Here is a 21,131-nt window from a genome sequence, read left to right as displayed (position 1 = left end):
GATGGCTGCATTCCTCGAATCGATGGGCTACAACGCCTGGGTCCTCCCGGCGCTCCTGATCATTCCGGTGATCGGGGCGTTGGCGGTGTGGCTGCATGGCGCGACGCTCAAGGGCGCGACCGGCGAGTTGCTCGCCGCGGCGGAGCACACCGCCCGCGTCATCACGTTGGCCACCTTCCTCGTCGAGTTTGTCGTCTCCATCGGGCTCTGGTGGTCGTTCGACCCCGCGTCGGCCGGTTGGCAGGCGTCGTTCGACGCCCCGTGGATCAACGCGTGGGGGGCGCGCTTCACGCTGGGGATCGACGGCCTCTCGCTGATGATGGTGCTGCTGACGACCTTCCTCATGCCGCTGGCGGTGCTGGGCGGGTGGACGAGCGTGAACCGGAAGGTGCACAGCTACCACATACTCATGCTCCTCCTCACGGTGGGGATGCTGGGCGTGTTCGTGGCGCGCGACCTGTTCCTGTTCTACGTGATGTGGGAAGTGATGCTCGTCCCGATGTACTTCATCATTGGGATCTGGGGCGGGGAACGCCGCATCTACGCATCGCTCAAGTTCTTCATCTACACGATGTTTGGCTCGCTGCTGATGCTGGTGGCCATCGTGTACCTCGGGTACCAGGCGGGGTTGCCTGGGGGGCAGCCGAACTTCTCGTATGACGCCGTGCTGGCGATCGCCGAGCTGGATCCGTCGGTTGCCTTCTGGCTCTTCGTCGCGTTCTTCGTCGCCTTCGCGGTGAAGGTGCCGATGTTCCCGTTCCATACGTGGCTTCCCGACGCGCACGTCGAGGCGCCCACGGCGGGATCGGTGGTGCTGGCCGGCATCCTGCTCAAGCTCGGCACCTACGGCTTCTTGCGCCTGGCGATCCCGCTCTTCCCGGGCGTGGCGATGCACGACACCGTGCGCGCCGTGATCATCGCCCTGAGCGTGATTGGCGTGATCTACGGCTCACTGGTGGCGCTGGTGCAGCCCGACTTCAAGAAGCTCGTCGCCTACTCCTCGGTGGCGCACCTGGGCATGGTCATGCTCGGCATCTTTGCCATGACCACCGAGAGCGTGCAGGGCGCGCTGATGGTGATGATCGGGCACGGCGTCTCGACCGGGGCGCTCTTCTTCCTGATCGGGATGATCTACGAGCGCAAGCACTCGCGCCTCATCGCCGACTACGGCGGCATTGCCAAGGTGGTGCCGATCTTCGCCACGGCGCTCACCGTCGTCGCGCTGTCGTCCATCGGCCTCCCCGGGACCAACGGCTTCATCTCCGAGTTCCTGGTGATGGTCGGCTCGTTCCAGACCGTGCCGTGGATGACGACGATCTCGGCCACCGGCGTGATCCTCGCGGCGGCCTACATGCTGTGGGCGGTGCAGCGCATCCTGTACAACCCGCTCGACAAGCCGGCAAATGCGTCTCTGTCGGACCTCAACTGGCGCGAGATCACGCTGTTGGCGCCACTCCTCTTCCTGATCCTCTGGATGGGCGTGTATCCGCAGCCGGTGCTGTCGCGCATGGAGGCCTCCGCCTCGCACTTCGTGCAGCAGGTGGAAACGAGGGCCGCCGCGCAGCAAGCGACGATGAGCGCGTCCACGGGAGGGAACTGAGATGCACTACAATCTCTCCATCCCGGCGCAGCTGACGGCCGCGCTCGGCCCGGACCTGATCCTCCTCGGCGGCGCAATGATCCTGATGCTCGGCGCCGCGTGGGGGCGCGAGTCCAACGAGCGGCAGCGGAGCGTCGGCATGGCCAGCCTCGCCCTGCTCGTCCTGGTGCTCCTCGTGGTGGTCTGGACCGCGACCCGCAACGCCACCGCCGGCGCCGGCGTGATTGCCGTCGACGGCTTCCGCTGGGCGGCCGACGCACTCTTCCTGCTGGCGGCCATCATCGCCACCGCGCTCTCGATCGACTACAACGCGCGTGAGGGCATCCTCGCCGCCGAGTTGCACGTCCTCACGGTCTTCGCCACCGGCGGGATGATGCTGATGGCGGCGGCGCGCGACCTGATGGTGCTCTTTCTCGGCATCGAGCTGATGTCGATCGCCGTCTATGTGCTGGCTGGCATGAACCGGCGCAGCCCGCGCTCGGCGGAGGGTTCTCTCAAGTACTTCCTCCTCGGCGCCTTCGCCACCGGATTCCTCCTCTACGGCATCGCGCTGGTGTACGGGGCGACCGGGTCGACGAACCTGGCGACCATCGGCGAGCGCATTGCGACGTACGACATGGCCAGGACGCCGATGCTCCTCGTGGGCGTGGCGTTGCTCCTGGTCGGCTTCGGCTTCAAGCTGGCCGCGGCGCCGTTCCACATGTGGGCCCCCGACGTGTACGAGGGGGCGCCGACGCCGATTTCCGGGTTCATGGCCGCGGGCGTCAAGGCGGCGGCCTTCGCCGCATTCCTGCGCGTCTGGCTCGAGGCCTTCCCGACGGTATACGCGGAGTGGCACCGCGCCATCTGGTGGATCGCGGCCATCACCATGATCGTCGGCAACATCATCGCGCTCCAGCAGAAGAACCTGAAGCGCATGCTCGCCTACTCGAGCATTGCGCACACCGGCTTCGTCCTCGTGGCGCTGTCGGCCGGGACGCCTGCCGCGGCGACCGCCTTCCTCTTCTATCTCTTCGCCTACACGCTGGCAACCATGGGGGCGTTTGCCGTCCTCATCGCCGTGGGGCAGTCGGGGCAATCGAACGACCGCATCGAGGACCTGTACGGGCTCTGGCAGAGCAATCCGGGGCTCGCCGTTTCGATGATGGTCTTCATGCTCGCCCTGCTTGGCTTTCCCGTGTTTGGGGGGATGGGCTTCCTTGCGAAGTGGTATGTGCTCCAGGCCGCGATCCAGGCGCCGGCGCCGCAGGTACGACTCGCGGTGGTCCTGGTCCTGACCTCGACCATCTCGGCGGGCTACTACGTCCCGGTCGTGATGGCGATGTTCATGAAGCCACGCCCCGACGACGCGCCACGGATCCCGGCCATGCCCCGGCTCACCAAGCTGGTGGTGGGAGGGGCGGTCGCGCTGATACTCTTCTTTGGGGTCTACCCCGACCCGATCGCCAGGCTGGCGAAGGCGTCGTCGACATTGGGGACGCCGGCGCTACCAGGCTCGCCGGGGGCCGGCGATGCCAGGGCCGCCGCCGCGCTGGACGCGCCTGACGCGCCCTCGACGACGGGACAATGATTGCAGCGGGGCCGCCACGCGGCCCCGCCTCGTTTACGGACGAACCACCGACTCATGGCCATCAACGACGGCATCTTCCGGCAGTACGACATTCGCGGCGTGGTCGGTGACGACCTCACCACCGAGGCCGCCGAGGGGATCGGCCGCGCGTATGCCGCCCATCTCTCGACGCACGGCATTCGCGGCGCGGTGGCGGTGGGGCGCGACAACCGCCCGTCGGGGGCCATGCTGCGCGACGCGCTGGTGCAGGGCCTCACCGCGAGCGGCGTGGATGTCATCGACATCGGAGTCGTTCCCACGCCACTGCTGTACTGGAGCCTGCACCATCTGCCGGTCGTTGGAGGAATCCAGATCACCGGGTCGCACAATCCGCCGGAGTACAACGGCTTCAAGCTGTGCGTCGGCACCGAATCGCTGCACGGCGACGGGATCCAGGGCTTGCTGCGCTTCATTCGACAGGGGGCATTCCCAGCCGGCAAGGGGAGTGTGTCGCACGTGGAGCTGCTGTCGCGCTATGTCGATGACATTGCCCAGCGCATTGGCCCACTGTCGCGCAGGCTCAAGGTGGTGATCGACGCCGGCAACGGCGCCGGCGCACTCGTCGCCGAGTCGCTCTTCACGCGGCTTGGCGTGGAGGGAACGTATCTCTTCTGCGAGAGCGATGGGACGTTCCCCAATCACCACCCCGATCCTACCGTCGTCGAGAACCTGCAGGACCTCATTGCCGCCGTGCGACAGGGCGGGGCCGACCTCGGGATTGCCTTCGACGGCGACGCCGATCGCATTGGTGTGGTGGATGGCGACGGCACGATCATCTGGGGCGATCACATCCTCATCCTCTACGCCCGCGACGTGTTGGCGCGCACGGGGGCGGGGCAGTCGATCATCTTCGACGTCAAGTGTTCGCAGGCGCTCCCCGACGCGATTGCCAAGGCGGGAGGGACGCCGGTGATGTGGAAGACCGGTCACTCGCTCATCAAGGAGAAGATGAAGGCGCTGCACGCGCCCATCGCCGGCGAGATGTCCGGGCACATGTTCTTTGCGGAAGGATTCTACGGGCACGACGACGCGCTCTACGGCGCCGCGCGCCTGCTGCGGATCGTTGCCGACAGCGGGCGCTCGCTGCGTGAACTCCTCGCCGACGTTCCCCCCTTCTTCTCCACGCCGGAGATCCGCGTCGACTGCGGCGACGACCGAAAGTTCGACCTCGTGCGCGCCGCGGCCGAGCACTTCAAGGCGCGCCACGACGTGATCGATGTCGATGGCGTGCGCGTGCTGTTCGGTGATGGCTGGGGGCTCATTCGCGCCTCCAACACGCAACCGATCCTCGTCACGCGTTATGAGGCGCTCACGCCCGAACGCCTGAAGGCCATCCGCGACGAGATGGAGGGGTGGCTGCGCGCGCAGGGAGTGACACCCTAACGTGAACCGCCGCCGCTGGGTGGTCGGCGCGGTCCTCGCCGTCGCCACGCTGCTCCTCGTGGGGCGCGTGGTGGCCGGATGGTACGTCGACTACCTGTGGTACGATGCGCTGGGGGCGCGCGCCCTCTGGTACGCGCGCACGATGGACCTCCTGATCCTGCGCGGCGGCGCGTTCCTCGCCGGGACCACCTTCGTCTTCCTCAACCTGTGGGCGGTGCGCCACTCGGTCGAGTCGCTCGTCCTCCCGCGACGCGTGGGGAATCTCGAGATTGGCGAGGAAGTCCCGGGGCAGTACCTCATGGTGGCCGTCGTCTCGCTGTCGCTGGTGCTGGGACTCCTCCTCGCGCTCCCGCACGGCGACTGGACCTCGGTGGATCTCCTGCGCCACGGCGAGCCGTTCCGCGAGAGCGATCCGTACTTCCAGTTCGACCTCGCCTTCTGGGTGTACTGGTTGCCGCTGGAGTCGGCGTTGCACCTGTGGGCGCTCATCTCGGTCCTCGCCGTCTCGCTGGTGGTGGTGGTGCTGTACGCGCTCACTCCGAGCCTCCGGTGGGATGGTGGCCGGCTGCGCGTGACGGCGTACGTGCGCCGCCACCTCTTCGTTCTCGCCGCCGCCGTCCTCGTCATCCTCGCGTGGAGTTACCGGCTCGACAGCTACCGACTCCTCCTGGAGGGGAGCGGGGCGCAGTCGGCCTTCAACGCGCTCGACCACCGCGTGGGCATCCCGGCGAACCTCGTGCTCTCCATCGGCACCATCGCCGCGGCGATGCTCCTCGTGTGGGCGGGGTGGTTCGGGCAGTTGCGCCTGGCCTTTGCCACGGTGAGCGCGGTCCTTCTCTCCGCGCTCGCGCTTCGCCAGATCGTTCCTCCGGTGGCCGAGCGCTTCCTCTCGCCGGGCGACCAGGAGCAACGCGATGCCCCGTATTTCAAGACGCGCGCAGGCTACACGCGCCGCGCCTACGACGTCGACCGCGTGGCCCGTCCGGAGTCGGTGCTCACCGCCAGGAGCAACTTGCGGCTGCTGCGCGGGGCGTCGTTGTGGGATCCGGCCGCGCTGGAGCGCGCCATCTCGCGTGAGCGACGTCCCGGGCGCCCGTTAGGCACGGTGGGATGGGAGGCGGCGGACGGCCGGCTGCGCGCCGTGGTCGTCGAGCAGCCGGCGGGAACCGAGGCGGCCGAGCCCCTGGCCCCGTGGGGAACGGTGCGCATCGAGAGCGACCTCGCCACGGAGCAGGGGACCCCCGTCACCGACGCCGGCCCCAACGGGGAGGAGTCGCTCCCCCCCGCCGTCGTCTTCGACTCTGCGCCGGGCTACAGCATCGTCCTCGACTCCACGCAGCGCATCGCGGCACCGCCGCTCGCCTCGTTCGCGGCGCGCCTGGCGCATGCATGGGCGCTGCAGAACCCGCGCCTCCTGCGCGGGAACGCCCGCGAGACCGAGCGCGCCATCCTCTATCGACGCGTGCGGCAGCGCGTCGAGCGGCTCTACCCGTTCTTCCAGCAGGGGGCGCGCATTGCACCTGTCGTGCATCGCGACTCGCTGTGGTGGTCGCTGCACCTGTACGCCACCTCACAGACGTATCCGCTCAGCGATCCGGTGCGCCTGACGGACGCTTCGGTGCGCTACCTGCAGCACGCCGGCGTTGCCCTGATCAACGCGCATACCGGGCGCGCCATCGTCGCGGTCGACCCGGCCCCCGATCCCGTGACGACGTCGTGGATGCGGCGCTTCCCCGCGCTCTTCATCGCCTCCACCGCGCTCGATCGCGAACTCCTCGAACGCATTCCGCCGCCGGCCGAGGCGAGCTTCCTCCACGCGCGCCTGTTCGCGCTCCTTGGCCCGCGAGGGGAGAACGGCCCGCCGTCGCGACTCCCGCGACAGGTCGGTGGCGACACGCTCTTCTCACTCCAGGCGCAGGCGCCGTACCTCGACACGCTCACGCAGCGGCTTTCCGTGGCCTATCCGGTCGTCGATGCCAGCGAGCGTGTGCGCGGCCTCGTGATTGCCGCTGGGGGCGCCGACTACGACGTGCGATGGGAACCGGCCGAGCAGTCCGGGGCGCGCTGGGGGGCGATCCTCGATCGGCTGCACCGCGCGATCGACTCGGCGTCGCAGGGCGTCGTCACGCGCGAGTCGCCACTCGTGCGCGGCGCCGTGCGGGCAGTGCCCACGGGTGGCGCTCAGGCGTACATCCAGACCGCGTATGCGTGGCGTACCGACGGAGCGCCGGCGGTGCGATTGGTTGCCGTCCTCGCCAACGACACCGTGAGAACCGGCGCCACCATCGCGGCGGCGGCGGGACTTCCAGCGCCGGCCGTGCCGTCGACCCCACTCACGCCCGCCGAATTCCGCGCCCGCGTGGAGTCGCTGTACGCCGAGATGCGCGAGGCGCTCAAGCGCGGCGACTGGCTCGCGTTCGGCAACGCATACGAAGCGCTGGGACGTGTCCTGCGCTCAACGTCATCCAAACCTTGAACCCCCTCCGGAGGCACCCTAGCTTGCCTTCGTACCGCGGAAGACGGGAAGACGTCCCATCGGGAAGGTGCAATCGCTCGGCCGAGGCGCTGGACCTCGATGCCGGCTCCTTCTTCCCCTCGTCTTCTCGTCTTTTTGTCGTCCAGCCACTCTTTAGCTCGTTGGAGATCGCGTGAACATTCACGAATACCAGGCGAAGGAGATCCTGCGGGGGATCGGCACGCCGATTCCACCCGGTGAGATCGCCACGACGCCTGACGAGGCCGAGGCCATCGCCCGCCGCATTGGCAAGATGGTGGTCGTCAAGGCGCAGGTGCACGCGGGCGGTCGCGGCAAGGCCGGTGGCGTGAAGCTCGCCAAGACGCCCGAGGAGGCGCGCGAGAAGGCGCAGGCGATCCTCGGCATGCAGATCAAGGGGCTCACGGTGGAGAAGGTCCTGGTGACCGAGGCCTCCGACATCGCGACCGAAGCATACGTCGGGATCATCCTCGACCGCGCGAGCAAGAAGCCGGTCTTCATGGTGAGCCCCGCCGGCGGAATCGACATCGAGGAAGTCGCCGCATCGACCCCGGAAAAGATCCTCAAGCTCCCCATCGACACGCGCTACGGCCTGATGCCGTTCCAGGCCATGCGCCTGGGTTTCTTCCTGTATGACGACCTCGCCAAGGCGCGTGCGGCGGCGAAGATCATGCAGCAGCTCTACACCGCTTTCATGCAGAGCGGCTGCTCGCTCGCCGAGATCAATCCGCTCGTGGTGACGCCGGCCGGCGAGGTCATTGCGCTCGACGCCAAGATGGTGATCGACGACAACGAACTCGATCGCCGCCCCGCCATCGCGGCGCTGCGCGACGAGACGGCCGAGGCGCCCAGCGAAGTGCAGGCGCGCAACGCGAACCTCACCTTCATCAAGCTCGACGGCAACGTGGGGTGCGTGGTGAACGGGGCGGGGCTCGCGATGGCGACGATGGACCTGGTGAAGTACTACGGCGGCGAGCCCGCCAACTTCCTCGACATCGGCGGCAGCTCCAACCCGGAAAAGGTGGTGAATGCACTGCGCATCATCACCGCCGACCAGAACGTGAAGGCGATCCTGTTCAACATCTTTGGCGGCATCACGCGCACCGATGACGTGGCCAACGGCATCGTGACGGCGACCAAGGAGAACCCGCTCAAGGTGCCGATCGTCATCCGCCTCACTGGCACCAACGAAGAGATCGCGATGAAGATCCTGACCGAGAATGGTTTCTCCGCGTCCAGCGACATGGACGAAGCGGTGAAGAAGGCCGTCGAACTCGCCACCGGAGGACAGGCCGCGTGAGCGTCTTCATCGGAAAGGACACGACCGTCGTCGTGCAGGGGATCACGGGACGTGATGGATCGTTCCACACGAAGCAGATGATCGAGTACGGGACCCGCATCGTTGCCGGCGTCACGCCGGGCAAGGGCGGACAGAAGTTCGAGGGAACCGTACCGGTCTACAACACGGTTGCCGACGCCGTGCAGGCCACGGGGGCGAACACGTCCGTCATCTACGTCCCGCCGATGTTCGCCGCCGACGCGATCATCGAGGCGGCCGATGCCGGCGTCCAGTTCATCGTTGCCATCACCGAGGGCGTCCCCGTCCTCGACATGACGCGCGTCTATCCGTACGTGACGGAGAAGGGCGTTCGTCTCCTTGGCCCGAACTGCCCGGGGCTCATCTCGCCCGGGGAATCGAAGGTCGGCATCATCCCCGGACGCATCTGCGCCCCCGGACCGGTGGGCGTCGTCTCCCGTTCAGGGACGCTGACCTACGAGATCGTCTACCAACTCACGCGTGCCGGCATTGGCCAGACGACGTGCGTCGGGATCGGCGGTGACCCGATCAACGGGACCAACTTCATCGACACGCTGGCCGCCTTCGAAGCCGATCCGGCGACCAAGGTGGTCTGCATGATGGGGGAGATCGGGGGAACGGACGAGCAGGACGCCGCCCGGTTCGTGAAGGAGCACATGACCAAGCCGGTGGTCGGCTTCATCGCCGGGCAGACGGCCCCGCCGGGGCGTCGCATGGGGCACGCCGGCGCCATCATCTCGGGTTCGGCCGGTACGGCCGCCGAGAAGATCCAATCGTTCCAGGACGCGGGGATGGGCGTCGCCAAGCGCCCGATCGACTTCGTGGAACTCGTGAAAGCGCGTCTCAAATAGGGGCAGTTCACAGAGGACGAGAAGACGAGAAGACGAGGGAGGGGCGCGTTCTCAGCCCTAAGTGGGGTTACTACCTCGTCCCCAGCCTTCGCTGGGGCAAGCTTCTCGTCTTCTCGCCCTCTCGTCTTCTATAAACGGAGTTTATCAATGGCTGGAAATCGTACGCTGACCATCGTGAAGCCTGACGCCTTTGCGGTCGGGAAGGCCGGGAAGATCGTCGCCCACCTCGAGGGGGCGGGATTCACGGTCGTCGCCGCCCGGGTGATGCACCTGTCGACGGCGCAGGCCGAAGAGTTCTATGGCGTGCACCGCGAGCGCCCGTTCTTCCGGTCGCTCGTGACGTTCATGACGTCGGGGAAGTGCATGCCGATCGTGCTGGAGCGGGGTGATGCGGTGGCGGAACTGCGCAAGGTGATCGGGGCGACCGACCCGGCGGAGGCGGCGGCAGGGACGGTTCGGAAGCTCTATGCCGAATCGAAGGAACGGAACGCGATTCACGCGTCGGATTCGGACGAGAACGCCTCGCGCGAGTCGCGCTTCTTCTTCGCCGAGTCGGACATTCTGTAGTCGGTGGGCGCTCTGGGTCGATCGCGCTCGCCGGGGGGTGGTGGGAGGGGTGGTGCGAGGGGCGTAAGTCCAAAAAACATCGCCACTTGATACGCTAGCCCGGCAAGTCTAAATTGCCGGGCTATGCTGTCCTTTGACCTTCGAACCTTGGAAAGCCAGGCGGCCCGCGTCGATGGCGTGCTTCCCGGTAACGATCCGGTCTGGCTCGAAGGCGACGCGCGTCCCGTCCACGGAGTGCACGTGACGGGGCGCCTGTCGAGCGCGGGGTCGGAACGGTTCTACTTCAGCGGGCACTTGTCGGGGGTCGCGCGCGACTCCTGCCGTCGGTGCCTGGTCGACGTGGAGACGCCGGTGGCGGAGGACGTGCACGTGCTGTTCGCCGAGTCGGGGGGCGAGGACGAGGACGACCCCGATGTGTACCCCATCGACGCCCGCGAACACGACCTGGACCTTCGCCCCGCGATCCGTGAGGAATGGCTGCTGGCCGTCCCCGCGCTCGTGGTGTGCAAGGAGGACTGCAAGGGGTTGTGTCCGCAATGCGGCGCCGACCTGAACGCCGGGGCGTGCCGCTGCGCCCAGGTGCAAGATCCCCGCTGGGATGCGCTGCGCTCGCTGGACGAGTCGGCACGTTAGGCGGATCACTTTCTTCGAGACGATAGTCCCATGGCCGTCCCCAAGCGACGTACCTCCAAGCGCCGGAAGCGCGCGCGCAACACGCACAAGGTCGCCCCGGCGATCGCCATCCAGAGCTGCCCGCGCTGCGGGAGCATGAAGCGCCCGCATCGCGTCTGCGCGGAGTGCGGGTACTACGCGGGTGAGCAGCGAGTCGAAGCGCAGGAAGCGTAACCTTGGCGCGCATCGCGCTTGACGCGATGGGGGGCGACTTCGCCCCCTCCGCACCCGTCGCGGGGGCGCTCCTGGCCCTCGCCGAACTCGATCCCTCGCACCGCCTCCAACTCGTCGGCATCCCGTCGGTCATCCGACGGGCGCTCGACGAGGCGCTCTCGGGCGCCCATGCGGGGATGGCCCCCCACGCCGATCGCCTCGACATCATCGAAGCCTCGGACATCATCGAGATGGGGGAGAAGCCATCGGCGGTCATTCGCGGCAAGCCGAACAGCTCGATGCACGTCGGGCTCAAGCTCCAGGTCGATGGAGAGTCCGAGGCCTTCGTCTCCGCCGGCAATACGGGGGCGCAGATGGCCATCTCGACGCTCATCCTCCGGCTGCACCCCGGGCTCTCCCGCCCAGCCATCAGCACGGTCTTCCCCACCGCCGCGCAGTCGGTCGTCGTCCTCGATTCCGGGGCCAACGTCGATTGCTCCCCGCAGGAACTCGTGCAGTTTGCCCGGCTGGGTGCCGTGTACGCCGAGGACATGCTGGGGCGCACCAACCCGTCCATCGGGCTGCTGAGCATTGGCGAGGAACCGGAAAAGGGGAACGTCGCGGTGAAGGAAGCACATCAGCTCCTCCTGCGCTCGGGGCTCAACTTCCACGGGAACGTGGAGGGGCGCGACATCCCCCTGGGGCGCAGCGATCGTGGCGCCATCGACGTCGTGGTCTGCGACGGCTTTGTCGGCAACGCGCTCCTCAAGTTCTACGAGGCAATCGCCCCCACGCTGATCAACATGGTCGCCCGCAGCGCGGGTCTCTCCAAGGAGCAGCTGGCGGCGACGTTCAAGCACCTCGATTATTCGGAGCACGGGGGCGCGCCGCTGCTCGGCGTGAAGGGCGTGTCCATCATCTCGCATGGCAAGTCGAACCCGCGAGCCATCACGAGCGCGATCAAGGTGGCGTTGCGGGCGGTGGAGACCCGCATGAATGATCACATCGGACGGCGCCTGACGGAGAACGAGCAGGCGGGCAGCGCCGCGTGAAGCGCCCCATTGCCTACCTCGCCGGCGTCGGCAAGTACGCGCCGCCGCGGGTCATGAAGAACGCGGAGTTCGCCGAGCTCGGGCTGCAGACCGACGACGAGTGGATCGTCCAGCGCACGGGCATCCGCGAACGACACGTGGCCGCCGCCGCCGAGACCAACCGCACCATGGCATCTGCGGCCTCACGCGTGGCCATGGAGCGCGCCGGCGTCACGGCGGGAGAGCTCGACCTCATCGTGCTGGGCACGGCCTCGCCCGATCGGCTCCTCCCGTCCACCGCGGTCGATGTGCAGGCGGAGCTGGGGGCCACGCGCGCCGCAGCCTTCGACGTGATGGCGGCATGTTCGTCGTTCCTCTACGGCCTGATCGTCGCCGAAGGGCTCATGCAGGCCGGGAGCGCCGAGACGGCGCTGGTGATCGGGACCGAGAAGCTCACCACCATCGTCGACTGGAAGGATCGCTCGACGTGCGTCTTGTTTGGGGACGGGTCGGGGGCCGCCGTGCTCAAGAAGTCCGACGGAACGAAGGGAATCCTGTCGAGCTTCATGCGTACCGACGGGCGTCTGGCGGAACTCCTGTATCGCCCCGCCGGCGGTGCGGCGCACCCGTTCGACCAGCACGTACTCGACGACCGCTCGTTCTACGTGAAGATGGAGGGGCGCGAGGTCTTCAAGCACGCGGTGCGCTCGATGTCCGAAGCGGCCGACCACGCGCTGGATCGGGCCAGGCTCACGGGAGCGGAGATCGACGTGATGATCCCGCACCAGGCCAACATCCGCATCATCGAGGCAACGGCCAAGCATGCCGGGATCCCGATGGAGAAGGTCTACGTGAACGTGGACCGCTACGGGAATACCTCCTCGGCGTCTGTCCCCATCGCGCTCGAGGAAGCGATGCAGAGCGGGCGCATCACGGAGGGGATGAACGTCCTGCTCGTCGCCTTTGGCGCGGGCTTTACCTGGGCCTCGCTGGTTATCCGCTTCTAGGGTCTTATGGATGTCGTCCTGCTGTTTCCCGGCCAGGGATCGCAGAAGCCGGGGATGGGAAAGGAGCTCGTGGACGCCTTTCCGCGCGCGCGTGAAGTGTTTGCAGCTGCCGACGAGGCACTGGGCGAGTCGCTGTCAACGTTGTGCTTCGACGGGCCGGCCGAGACGCTCACGCTGACGGCCAACGCGCAGCCCGCGCTGTTGACGCACGGCGCGGCCGCGTGGGCCGTGGTGGCGAGCGCGCTGGCCGGGAAGGTGCGCGCCGCCGCCGGGCATTCGTTAGGCGAGTTCACCGCCTACCACGCCGCCGGGTCGCTGACGCTCCCGGCCGCGGTGCGCCTCGTACGCGAGCGCGGGCGCCTGATGGCCGAGACCGGCGTGGCGCGCCCCGGGGCGATGGCGGCAATTCTTGGCGACATGACCGAGTCGGTCGACGAGATCTGCCGGCGCGCCAGCGCCGCTCCCGACGGCGGCGAGGTGGTCCCCGCCAACTACAACGCCCCGGGACAGGTCGTGATCTCCGGTGAGGTGGCCGGTGTCGAGGCGGCGATGGCGCTGTGCAAGGCGGCCGGCGCCAAGCGCGCCATGCGCCTCAACGTGAGCGGCGCCTTCCACTCGCCCCTCATGCGCCCGGCGCGCGATGGCTTGCAGCAGGCGATTGCCGCCGCCGGCTTCGTCGCGCCGCTCGTGCCCGTGTATGCGAACGTCACCGCCGACGTGGTGGGCGACGCGCCGTCGGCCGAGCGTCTCTGCCTCGAGCAGCTGACGGCGCCGGTTCGCTGGACGGAGCTGGTCGAGCGACTCGCGGCGGCCCATCCCGACGCACTCTTCGTCGAGTTGGGGCCGGGGACGGTCCTTGCCGGATTGGTCAGGAAGATCGCCCCGACCGTCGCCACCGCGCCCTGCGGAACGGCGGCCGACGTGGAACAACTCCTTGCCAGGGTGGCGTGATGCAGATCGACCTAACGGGAAAGAGCGCGCTGGTGACGGGGAGCACGCGCGGCATCGGGCGCGCCATTGCGCAGTCGCTGCGCGACGCCGGCGCCCGCGTGGCGATCGTGGGACGCGACCAGGCGCGGGCCGACGCGGTGGCCGCCGAGGTGGGGAACGGCGCTCAGGGCTTTGCCTGTGACGTCAGCGACGTGGCGCAGGTGAATGTGCTGGTCGACGCGGTGGAGAAGGCATTCGGCGGGATCGACATCCTCGTCAACAACGCCGGCCTCACGCGCGACAACATCATGCTGCGTCTCAAGGACGACGACTGGGACACGGTGATCGACGCCAACCTGCGCAGTGCCTTCGCCACCACCCGCGCCGCGGTGCGCGGGATGATGAAGAAGCGCTGGGGGCGCATCATCAACATCGCCAGCGTCGTCGGCATCATCGGCAACAAGGGGCAGAGCAACTATGCCGCGAGCAAGGCGGGGCTCATCGGGCTCACCAAGTCGGTGGCCAGGGAGTTTGCCTCGCGCGGCGTCCTGGCCAACGTGGTCGCCCCCGGCTTCATCGAAACCGACATGACGGCGGCGATGACACCCGAGGCGCGCACGGCGATGAGCGCCCAGATCCCGCTGGAACGACTGGGGAGCCCGGACGACATCGCCAGCGTGGTCACCTTCCTGGCCTCGGACCGGGCCGCCTACATCACGGGGCAGGTCCTCGTGGTCGACGGCGGGCTGGTGATGTAACCCACACGCACTTCGCTTATCTTTTCCCGTCCCACCACCATCAACGCACTTACCCAGAGGACCCGGTCATGGCCGACCTGAGCGAGAAGGTCAAAGACATCATCGAGAAGGAGTTGGGCGTCGAGCGCGAGAAGCTCACGAACGAGGCCAGCTTCATCGAGGACCTTGGCGCGGACAGCCTCGACATCGTCGAACTCGTCATGGAGTTCGAGAAGGAATTCAACATCGACATCCCGGACGAGGACGCCGAGAAGCTGCGCACGGTCGGTGATGCCCTGGGCTACCTGAAGGAGAAGGTCAGCGCGTAATGCGGCGTCGAGTCGTCGTCACGGGCCTCGGGGCCATCACGCCGGTCGGCAACGATGTGGCGACGACGTGGCGCGCGCTGGTCGCGGGCACGTCGGGCGCTGGACCGATCACCCGCTTCGACGCCACGCACTTCAAGGTGCGCTTTGCCTGTGAGGTGAAGGGGTTCGATCCCGGGCTGTACATGGACCGGAAGGAAGCCAAGCGCAACGACGTCTACGCGCAATACGCGCTGGCGGCGGCGGTGCAGGCGATGCAGGACGCCGGTTTGTCCGAGGGAGGCTTCGTTCCCGAGGACACGGGCGTCATCATCGGCTCCGGGATCGGCGGCATCCGCGTGTTCGAGGAACAGCACGACGTGTATCGGGAGCGGGGGCCAAGCAAGATCTCCCCGTTCTTCATCCCGATGTTCATCTCCGACATGGCCGCCGGGATCGTCTCGATGCGCTTCGGCGCCAAGGGACCGAACTACGGCACCGTGTCGGCCTGCGCATCGAGCGCGCACGCGATCGGCGAGGCGTTTCGTGCCATCCAGCACGGCGACGCCGACATCATCATCGCCGGCGGTGCCGAGGCGGCGGTGACGCCGATGTCGATTGGCGGTTTCGCCAACATGACGGCGCTCTCCGAGCGTAACGACGACCCGGCCACCGCGTCGCGCCCGTTCGACAAGGGACGTGACGGCTTCGTGATGGGCGAAGGCGCCGGCATTGTCGTGTTGGAGGAACTGGAGCACGCGCGCCGTCGTGGCGCCCGCATCTACGGCGAGGTGAGCGGGTACGGCGCCACGGGCGATGCCTATCACATCACCGGGCAGCCGGAGGACCACGAGGGGTTGCAGCGCGCCATGCGCCGCGCCCTCAAGGACGGCGGCCTGGGGGCGGAGCAGGTGCAGTACGTGAACGCGCACGGCACCTCCACCCCGCTCAACGACTCCAACGAGATCCGCGGCATTCGCGCGGTGTTCGGGACACACGCCGACGCGCTCAACGTCAGCTCGACCAAGAGCATGACGGGACACATGCTGGGCGCCGCCGGTGCGGTGGAGTTCATCGTCAGCACGCTGGCCATCGTCCACGGGACCGTCCCGCCGACGATCAACCAGTTCGAGCACGATCCCGAGTGCGACCTCAACGTCACGCCTAACGTCGCCGTGGAGCGCACGGTGGACGTGGCCATCAGCAACTCGTCGGGCTTCGGCGGCCACAACGTGGCCCTGGCGGTCCGGCGCTACGCCGAGTAAGCGAGCCCAGTCGTGCCCCAGGCGGTGGAAGTCCCGCGCGATGCCATCCGCGATCCGGCGCTGTGGCCGATCGCCGACAAGGTTGCAGCTGGCGAACGGCTGAACGAGGAGGACGCGCTCGCGCTGTATCGCACGTCCGACCTGCTCGGCGTGGGGCACATGGCCGATGCGGTGAACCGCGCGCGCCACGGCGACGTGGTGACGTTCGCCTCCAACCAGCACATCAACCCCACCAACGTCTGCGTGCTGCGCAAGACGTGCGTCTTCTGCGGCTTCGCGCGCCTTCCCAAGGAGGATGGGGCGTACCGCTACACGATGGAGCAGGTGATGGCCGAGGCGGAGCTGGCGCGCAACGGCCTCACGCGCGAGTTCCACATCGTGGGCGGGCTCGACATGAAGGCCGGGCTGGCGTACTACACCGAGATGTTCCGCATGCTCAAGCGCGAGCTGCCGCATGTGCACATCAAGGCGCTGACCGCGGTCGAGATCGCCCACCTGGCGCGCATCGAGAAGATGAGCTGGCACGACGTGCTGTCGGCGCTGCGCGAGGCGGGGCTGGACACGCTGCCGGGCGGGGGGGCGGAGACCTTCAGCGCGGCGGTGCGCGAACGGATCGCCGACCGGAAGCTGGGCGGCGCCGACTATATCGGCGTCCATCGCGCCGCGCACCAGCTCGGGATCCGCTCCAACTGCACAATGCTGTACGGGCACGTGGAGACGCTGGAGGATCGCGTCGAGCACCTGCGCATGCTCCGCGAGCTGCAAGACGAAACCGGCGGCTTCCTGGCCTACATCCCGCTGGCCTATCATCCCGACGACAACGCCCTGGGCGAGCAGCTCGGCCGGCGCGGACGGGGGACGACCGGCTACGACGACCTCAAGATGCTGGCCGTTGGGCGGCTGTACCTCGACAACTTCGCGCACATCAAGACACACTGGATCATGGTCACCCCCTTCCTCTCGCAGGTGGCGCTGCACTTCGGGGTGAACGACCTGGAAGGGACCGTGGTGCGGGAGAAGATCTACCACGCCGTGGGCGCCACGACGCCGCAAGGCATGTCGCTCGACGATCTGCTGCGCCTCATTCGCGGGGCGAAGAAGACGCCAGCCGAGCGCGATTCGTTCTACCGGATCCTGCGACGCTTCGACGACGGCAGCGAAGGCGGCAACGAAACCCCGCGCGTTGACAGCGCCGCCAGCGCTACCAGCGCCGTCAGCGACGCGCACGCCGCCTGACATGCGCATCGGCCGCATCCCGTACATCAACTGCTACCCGGTCTATGGGGCGATTGATCGCGGGATCGTGAGCCTCGACGGGGAACTCATCGACGGGATCCCCAGTGCACTCAACCAGCAGATGGCGGCGGGGACGCTCGACGTGAGCGTGGTCTCGGCCGTCGAGTACGCGCGCGACTCCAGGCGCTACCTGTTGCTGCCGGACCTCGCCATCTCCTGCGACGGCCCGGTGCGCAGCGTGATGCTGTTCAGCCAGCGCCCCGCGGCGGAACTCAACGGGCACCGCGTGATCGTCTCGCGCAGCTCGATGACGAGCGTCGCGCTCCTCGAGCTGCTCTTCGAGCACGTCTGGCATGCGCGCCCCGAGTTCGTCCCCGGCAACAGCGAGTTGGCCGACATCACGCGCTTCGCCGAGGAGGAGCACGAGGCCCGACTGGTCATTGGCGATGCGGCGCTCATCCTGGACAACGCGCGCCAGTGGCGCGGCGGCGAGTCGTTCGCCTCGTACCCGTACGTCTACGACCTGGGGGCGGAGTGGAAGCGCTGGACCGGGCTCCCGTTCGTCTTCGCCGTCTGGGTTGCGCTGCGCACCACGCCGGTCACCGAGTCGTTAGGCGCGCACGCATCGCTCATCCGCTCCCGCGACTGGGGGCTGCAGCATCTCGATGAGCTGGCCGACCAGGCGGCGCGCGCCACCGGGGTGGCCCGTGCCGCCTGCGTCGAGTACTTCGCGGGGCTCGACTACGGGCTCGGGTACGAACACCTGGCCGGGCTCACCGAGTTCTTCCGCCGCCTCGTGGCCGCGGGACGTGTGCCGAACGGGACCCTGGCCTTTCTCCCCGCGGCCTAGATGCCCCACACCCCATACACGGCGCAGCAGCTGCGCGCCGTGGTCGAGTCGTCGCCGATTGGCTTGCTGATGGTCGATCACCGCGGTCGAATCGTGCTCGTGAACGCCGAGGTCGAGCGCCTGTTCGGGTACGCACGCGAGGCGATGTATGGCCAGAGCGTGGAGTTGCTCCTTCCCGAGCGCTCGCGCGGCGCGCATCCAGCCCTTCGCGACGACTTCGTGACGGATCCGACGGCGCGACGCATGGGGGCAGGCCGTGAGCTGAGCGCGCGACGCGCCGACGGGAGCGAGTTCCCGGTCGAGATCGGGCTCACCCCAGTCGCGACCGAGGATGGAATCTTCGTCGTTGCTTCCATCGTGGACATCACGGAGCGACTCGCCGCCGCCCGGGAGCGCGACTGGCTCGAGGCGCAGCTGCGGCAGTCGCAGAAGATGGAAGCACTCGGCACGCTCGCCGGCGGGGTGGCGCACGACTTCAACAACGTCCTCGCCTCCATCGTGGGGCTGGGCGAGTTGGTGCTGCGGGCCGTTGGCGACCGGCCCCAGGTCGAGGAGGACGTGCGCGACCTGCTCACCGCGGCGCATCGGGGGCGCGAGCTGGTCGAGCGCATCCTGCGCTTCAGCCGGCGACAATCGGTGAAGATGTCCCCGCTCGACCTGGGTGACACGATGGCGCACTCGGCGCGCCTGCTGCGCGCCTCGCTCCCGCCCAACGTCCGCATCGAGTTGACGCTGCTCCCCATGCGGCGGCGCATGCGCGGCGACGCTACATCGCTGCAGCAGGTCGTGATGAACCTGGCCACGAACTCGGCGCAGGCCATGCCCGACGGCGGCACGCTCATCATCGCCCTGGACGAGGTGTACCTGCACGACAGCCTGGCGCGCTCACGCGCCGCGGCGCGCGAAGGGCGGTACCTTCGCCTGACCGTTCGCGACAACGGTCACGGCATGGATGAGGCGACGCGGCTCAAGGCGTTCGAGCCCTTCTTCACGACCAAGCCTGTCGGCACGGGAAGCGGGCTCGGGCTCGCCCTGGTGCACGGTATCGTGCACGACCACGAAGGGGTGATCGAGATGGAATCGTCGCCCGGGGTGGGGACAATCGTGCACTGCCTCTTTCCGGCCATCGAGGAGGATGCGGGCCAGGACCTGTCGGCGAGCGATGCCGTCCCGCGGGGCAATGGCGAGTGGCTGCTCTATGTCGATGACGAGTCGACGTTGGTGAAGATCGGGGAGCGACAGTTGGAGCGGATGGGGTACCGCGTGATGGGGTGCGCCGATCCGCGTGAGGCGCTGGTTGCCCTCAATGCGCGGCAGGGGTCGTCCGAGGCCTTCGCGGCGATCGTGACCGATTACCTGATGCCGGGAATGACGGGACTCGAGTTTGCGGCGGCGGTGCGCGCGGCCGGGGTCACGGTGCCGATTCTCGTCCTGTCGGGCTTCATTGGCGATTTCGCCCCGCAAGCGCTGGCCGACGGGGGGATCTCGGAGGTGCTGCAGAAGCCGGTGGGGGCCGAAGTGTTGGCGCAGGCGGTGCACCGGGCCATCGCTGGTGGATGACCCGTGCACATGGATAGCTTTGCGGGCATGACGCGCGACCTCCTCGACTTCTACACCAACGCCCCGCTCCTCGAACTCGGCCACGAGGCTGACCGGATCCGGCGCGAGAAGCATCCGCACGACACGGTCACGTTCATCGTGGACCGGAACATCAACTACACCAACGTCTGCGTGGCCGACTGCGGCTTCTGCGCCTTCTACCGTCGTCCCAAGCACGGGGAAGGGTACACGCTCTCGTTCGAGCAGATCGGGGAGAAGATCGAGGAGACGAAGGCGCTGGGCGGGGTGCAGATCCTCATCCAGGGGGGGCACAACCCGTACATCCCCTTCGAGTGGTACCTGGACCTGCTGCGCTACATCAAGCGTCACCATCCCATCCACGTCCACGGCTTCAGTCCGAGCGAGGTGGACTTCTTTGCCAAGACGTTCCGGATGGAGGCGGTCGACGTCATCCGTGAGCTGCAACAGGCGGGGCTCGACTCCATCCCGGGCGGGGGTGGCGAGATCCTGGTCCAGCGCGTGCGCGACATCGTCGCCCCCAAGAAGGCCGGGGCCGACCGCTGGCTGGAGATCATGGAGCTGGCGCATAACGAGGGAATGAAGACCTCGGTCACCATGATGTACGGGATCGGCGAGACGCTGGCGGAGCGCCTGGAGCACCTGCAGCGCGTGCGCGCGGTGCAGGCGCGCACCAACGGCTTCACCGCCTTCATCACCTGGCCGTTGCAGCCGGAGAACACGCCGCAGATGTCGCACATGCAAAAGACCGATGCGACGGAGTACCTGCGCACCGTCGCCATTGCGCGGATGGTGCTGGACAACGTCCCCAACCTGCAGGCCAGCTGGGTGACGATGGGGATGAAGATCGGGCAGCTCGCGCTCTCGTTCGGCTGCAACGATTTTGGCTCGCTCATGATCGAGGAGAACGTGGTGTCGGCGGCCAACACGACGTACCGCACCACCACGGACGAGTTGGAGCGCCTCATTCGCGACGCCGGCTTCACCCCAGCGCGCCGGCGCCAGGACTACTCGCTCATCCCGCAGGAGACGCCGGTCGCCGCCTGATGCGCACGGGAATCGGCTACGACTCGCACCGCTTCGCCCCCGGAGGCCCCATGCGCCTCGGGGGCGTCGACGTTCCGTCGGATGTGGTCCTCGTGGGGCACTCCGACGGCGATGCGATCTGCCACGCGCTCACCGACGCCATCCTCGGCGCCGCGGGCGCGGGCGACATCGGCGAGATGTTTGCCGACACCGATCCCGCGAACCGCGGCAGGGATTCGGTGGAGATGCTGCTGGCGGCGTACGATCGCGTGCGTGCGCTGGGCTTCACGCTGACCAACATCGACGTGACGGTGATTGCCGAGCGTCCGCGGATCGGCCCGCACCGCCTGCGCATCCGCGAGCGCCTGTCGGCGGTGTTGCAGCTGGAGCTGGGCGCGGTCAGCGTGAAGGGGAAGACGAACGAGGGGATGGGGTGGATCGGGCGCGGCGAGGGACTGGCCTGCGTCGCAGTTGCGACGCTCGGTTCCGCGCGCGCCACCGCCGCTGGCTGAGCGCGCC

The 21,131-nt window shown here is 67.9% G+C and carries 20 protein-coding genes; all 20 read left to right on the top strand.

Features of this window, described 5'->3' with window-relative positions:
• The first annotated feature begins 1 nt into the window (after position 1).
• The 20 genes from IT359_00410 (at position 2) to ispF (ending at position 21,124) form a co-directional block, all read left to right on the top strand.
• Positions 2 to 1,600 (top strand): NADH-quinone oxidoreductase subunit M, encoded by a 1,599-nt coding sequence (locus IT359_00410; protein MCC6927423.1) that lies wholly within the window; start codon positions 2 to 4, stop codon positions 1,598 to 1,600.
• Position 1,601: 1 nt separating this feature from the next.
• Complete coding sequence (locus IT359_00405; GenBank protein MCC6927422.1) at positions 1,602 to 3,170, top strand: NADH-quinone oxidoreductase subunit N; 1,569 nt, start codon at positions 1,602 to 1,604, stop codon at positions 3,168 to 3,170.
• 54 nt (positions 3,171 to 3,224) lie between these two features.
• Positions 3,225 to 4,592, top strand: a complete 1,368-nt coding sequence (locus IT359_00400) for a phosphomannomutase/phosphoglucomutase (GenBank protein MCC6927421.1) — start codon at positions 3,225 to 3,227, stop codon at positions 4,590 to 4,592.
• Position 4,593: 1 nt separating this feature from the next.
• Entirely contained in the window at positions 4,594 to 7,068 is a 2,475-nt protein-coding gene (locus tag IT359_00395; GenBank protein ID MCC6927420.1) for a UPF0182 family protein, read from the top strand.
• A gap of 172 nt (positions 7,069 to 7,240) precedes the next feature.
• Positions 7,241 to 8,386: an ADP-forming succinate--CoA ligase subunit beta gene (gene sucC, locus IT359_00390; GenBank protein ID MCC6927419.1), complete on the top strand. Its 1,146-nt coding sequence runs from the start codon at positions 7,241 to 7,243 to the stop codon at positions 8,384 to 8,386.
• Complete coding sequence (gene sucD / locus IT359_00385; GenBank protein MCC6927418.1) at positions 8,383 to 9,255, top strand: succinate--CoA ligase subunit alpha; 873 nt, start codon at positions 8,383 to 8,385, stop codon at positions 9,253 to 9,255. Before sucC ends, sucD begins: the two co-directional genes overlap by 4 nt.
• A 147-nt stretch (positions 9,256 to 9,402) precedes the next feature.
• Positions 9,403 to 9,822, top strand: coding sequence for a nucleoside-diphosphate kinase (gene ndk / locus IT359_00380; protein MCC6927417.1), 420 nt, complete (start codon positions 9,403 to 9,405; stop codon positions 9,820 to 9,822).
• A 177-nt stretch (positions 9,823 to 9,999) separates the two neighbouring features.
• On the top strand, positions 10,000 to 10,455 hold the full coding sequence (locus IT359_00375; protein ID MCC6927416.1) for a DUF177 domain-containing protein: 456 nt from the start codon (positions 10,000 to 10,002) through the stop codon (positions 10,453 to 10,455).
• 30 nt (positions 10,456 to 10,485) lie between these two features.
• Complete coding sequence (gene rpmF, locus IT359_00370; GenBank protein ID MCC6927415.1) at positions 10,486 to 10,668, top strand: 50S ribosomal protein L32; 183 nt, start codon at positions 10,486 to 10,488, stop codon at positions 10,666 to 10,668.
• 2 nt (positions 10,669 to 10,670) lie between these two features.
• Complete coding sequence (gene plsX / locus IT359_00365) at positions 10,671 to 11,699, top strand: phosphate acyltransferase PlsX (protein MCC6927414.1); 1,029 nt, start codon at positions 10,671 to 10,673, stop codon at positions 11,697 to 11,699.
• Positions 11,696 to 12,685, top strand: a complete 990-nt coding sequence (locus tag IT359_00360; protein MCC6927413.1) for a ketoacyl-ACP synthase III — start codon at positions 11,696 to 11,698, stop codon at positions 12,683 to 12,685. The genes plsX and IT359_00360 overlap by 4 nt, the downstream gene beginning before the upstream one ends.
• Positions 12,686 to 12,691: 6 nt before the next feature.
• Positions 12,692 to 13,636: an ACP S-malonyltransferase gene (gene fabD, locus IT359_00355; protein MCC6927412.1), complete on the top strand. Its 945-nt coding sequence runs from the start codon at positions 12,692 to 12,694 to the stop codon at positions 13,634 to 13,636.
• Positions 13,637 to 13,641: 5 nt separating this feature from the next.
• The gene (fabG, locus tag IT359_00350; GenBank protein ID MCC6927411.1) at positions 13,642 to 14,373 is read left to right on the top strand and encodes a 3-oxoacyl-[acyl-carrier-protein] reductase; all 732 of its coding nucleotides are present in this window, start codon (positions 13,642 to 13,644) and stop codon (positions 14,371 to 14,373) included.
• Positions 14,374 to 14,441: 68 nt separating this feature from the next.
• Positions 14,442 to 14,681 carry an acyl carrier protein gene (locus IT359_00345; protein MCC6927410.1) on the top strand — a complete coding sequence of 80 codons (240 nt, stop codon included), beginning with the start codon at positions 14,442 to 14,444 and terminating at the stop codon, positions 14,679 to 14,681.
• The gene (fabF, locus tag IT359_00340; protein ID MCC6927409.1) at positions 14,681 to 15,922 is read left to right on the top strand and encodes a beta-ketoacyl-ACP synthase II; all 1,242 of its coding nucleotides are present in this window, start codon (positions 14,681 to 14,683) and stop codon (positions 15,920 to 15,922) included. The genes IT359_00345 and fabF overlap by 1 nt, the downstream gene beginning before the upstream one ends.
• Before the next feature lie 12 nt (positions 15,923 to 15,934).
• The gene (gene mqnE / locus IT359_00335) at positions 15,935 to 17,158 is read left to right on the top strand and encodes an aminofutalosine synthase MqnE (protein MCC6927408.1); all 1,224 of its coding nucleotides are present in this window, start codon (positions 15,935 to 15,937) and stop codon (positions 17,156 to 17,158) included.
• Between the two features lies 1 nt (position 17,159).
• The gene (locus IT359_00330; GenBank protein MCC6927407.1) at positions 17,160 to 18,008 is read left to right on the top strand and encodes a menaquinone biosynthesis protein; all 849 of its coding nucleotides are present in this window, start codon (positions 17,160 to 17,162) and stop codon (positions 18,006 to 18,008) included.
• On the top strand, positions 18,009 to 19,568 hold the full coding sequence (locus tag IT359_00325; GenBank protein MCC6927406.1) for a PAS domain S-box protein: 1,560 nt from the start codon (positions 18,009 to 18,011) through the stop codon (positions 19,566 to 19,568). It abuts the gene before it with no gap.
• A 27-nt stretch (positions 19,569 to 19,595) separates the two neighbouring features.
• Positions 19,596 to 20,633 (top strand): dehypoxanthine futalosine cyclase, encoded by a 1,038-nt coding sequence (mqnC, locus tag IT359_00320; protein MCC6927405.1) that lies wholly within the window; start codon positions 19,596 to 19,598, stop codon positions 20,631 to 20,633.
• A complete protein-coding gene (ispF, locus tag IT359_00315) occupies positions 20,633 to 21,124 on the top strand; it encodes a 2-C-methyl-D-erythritol 2,4-cyclodiphosphate synthase (protein MCC6927404.1) in 492 nt (163 codons plus the stop codon). Before mqnC ends, ispF begins: the two co-directional genes overlap by 1 nt.
• Positions 21,125 to 21,131: the final 7 nt, after the last annotated feature.

It is taken from the genome of Gemmatimonadaceae bacterium (genome assembly GCA_020852815.1).
Lineage (GTDB): Bacteria > Gemmatimonadota > Gemmatimonadetes > Gemmatimonadales > Gemmatimonadaceae > SCN-70-22.
The sequence above is the reverse complement of the archived record's forward strand: the minus strand, read 5'-3'. Positions and strand labels throughout refer to the sequence as shown.

Coding starts and splice junctions, on each gene's coding strand:
- IT359_00410 (MCC6927423.1), top strand. CDS start 2: ATGGCTGCATTCCTCGAATCGATGGGCTACAACGCCTGGGTCCTCCCG.
- IT359_00405 (MCC6927422.1), top strand. CDS start 1,602: ATGCACTACAATCTCTCCATCCCGGCGCAGCTGACGGCCGCGCTCGGC.
- IT359_00400 (MCC6927421.1), top strand. CDS start 3,225: ATGGCCATCAACGACGGCATCTTCCGGCAGTACGACATTCGCGGCGTG.
- ndk (MCC6927417.1), top strand. CDS start 9,403: ATGGCTGGAAATCGTACGCTGACCATCGTGAAGCCTGACGCCTTTGCG.
- rpmF (MCC6927415.1), top strand. CDS start 10,486: ATGGCCGTCCCCAAGCGACGTACCTCCAAGCGCCGGAAGCGCGCGCGC.
- fabD (MCC6927412.1), top strand. CDS start 12,692: ATGGATGTCGTCCTGCTGTTTCCCGGCCAGGGATCGCAGAAGCCGGGG.
- IT359_00345 (MCC6927410.1), top strand. CDS start 14,442: ATGGCCGACCTGAGCGAGAAGGTCAAAGACATCATCGAGAAGGAGTTG.
- fabF (MCC6927409.1), top strand. CDS start 14,681: ATGCGGCGTCGAGTCGTCGTCACGGGCCTCGGGGCCATCACGCCGGTC.
- IT359_00330 (MCC6927407.1), top strand. CDS start 17,160: ATGCGCATCGGCCGCATCCCGTACATCAACTGCTACCCGGTCTATGGG.
- IT359_00325 (MCC6927406.1), top strand. CDS start 18,009: ATGCCCCACACCCCATACACGGCGCAGCAGCTGCGCGCCGTGGTCGAG.
- mqnC (MCC6927405.1), top strand. CDS start 19,596: ATGACGCGCGACCTCCTCGACTTCTACACCAACGCCCCGCTCCTCGAA.
- ispF (MCC6927404.1), top strand. CDS start 20,633: ATGCGCACGGGAATCGGCTACGACTCGCACCGCTTCGCCCCCGGAGGC.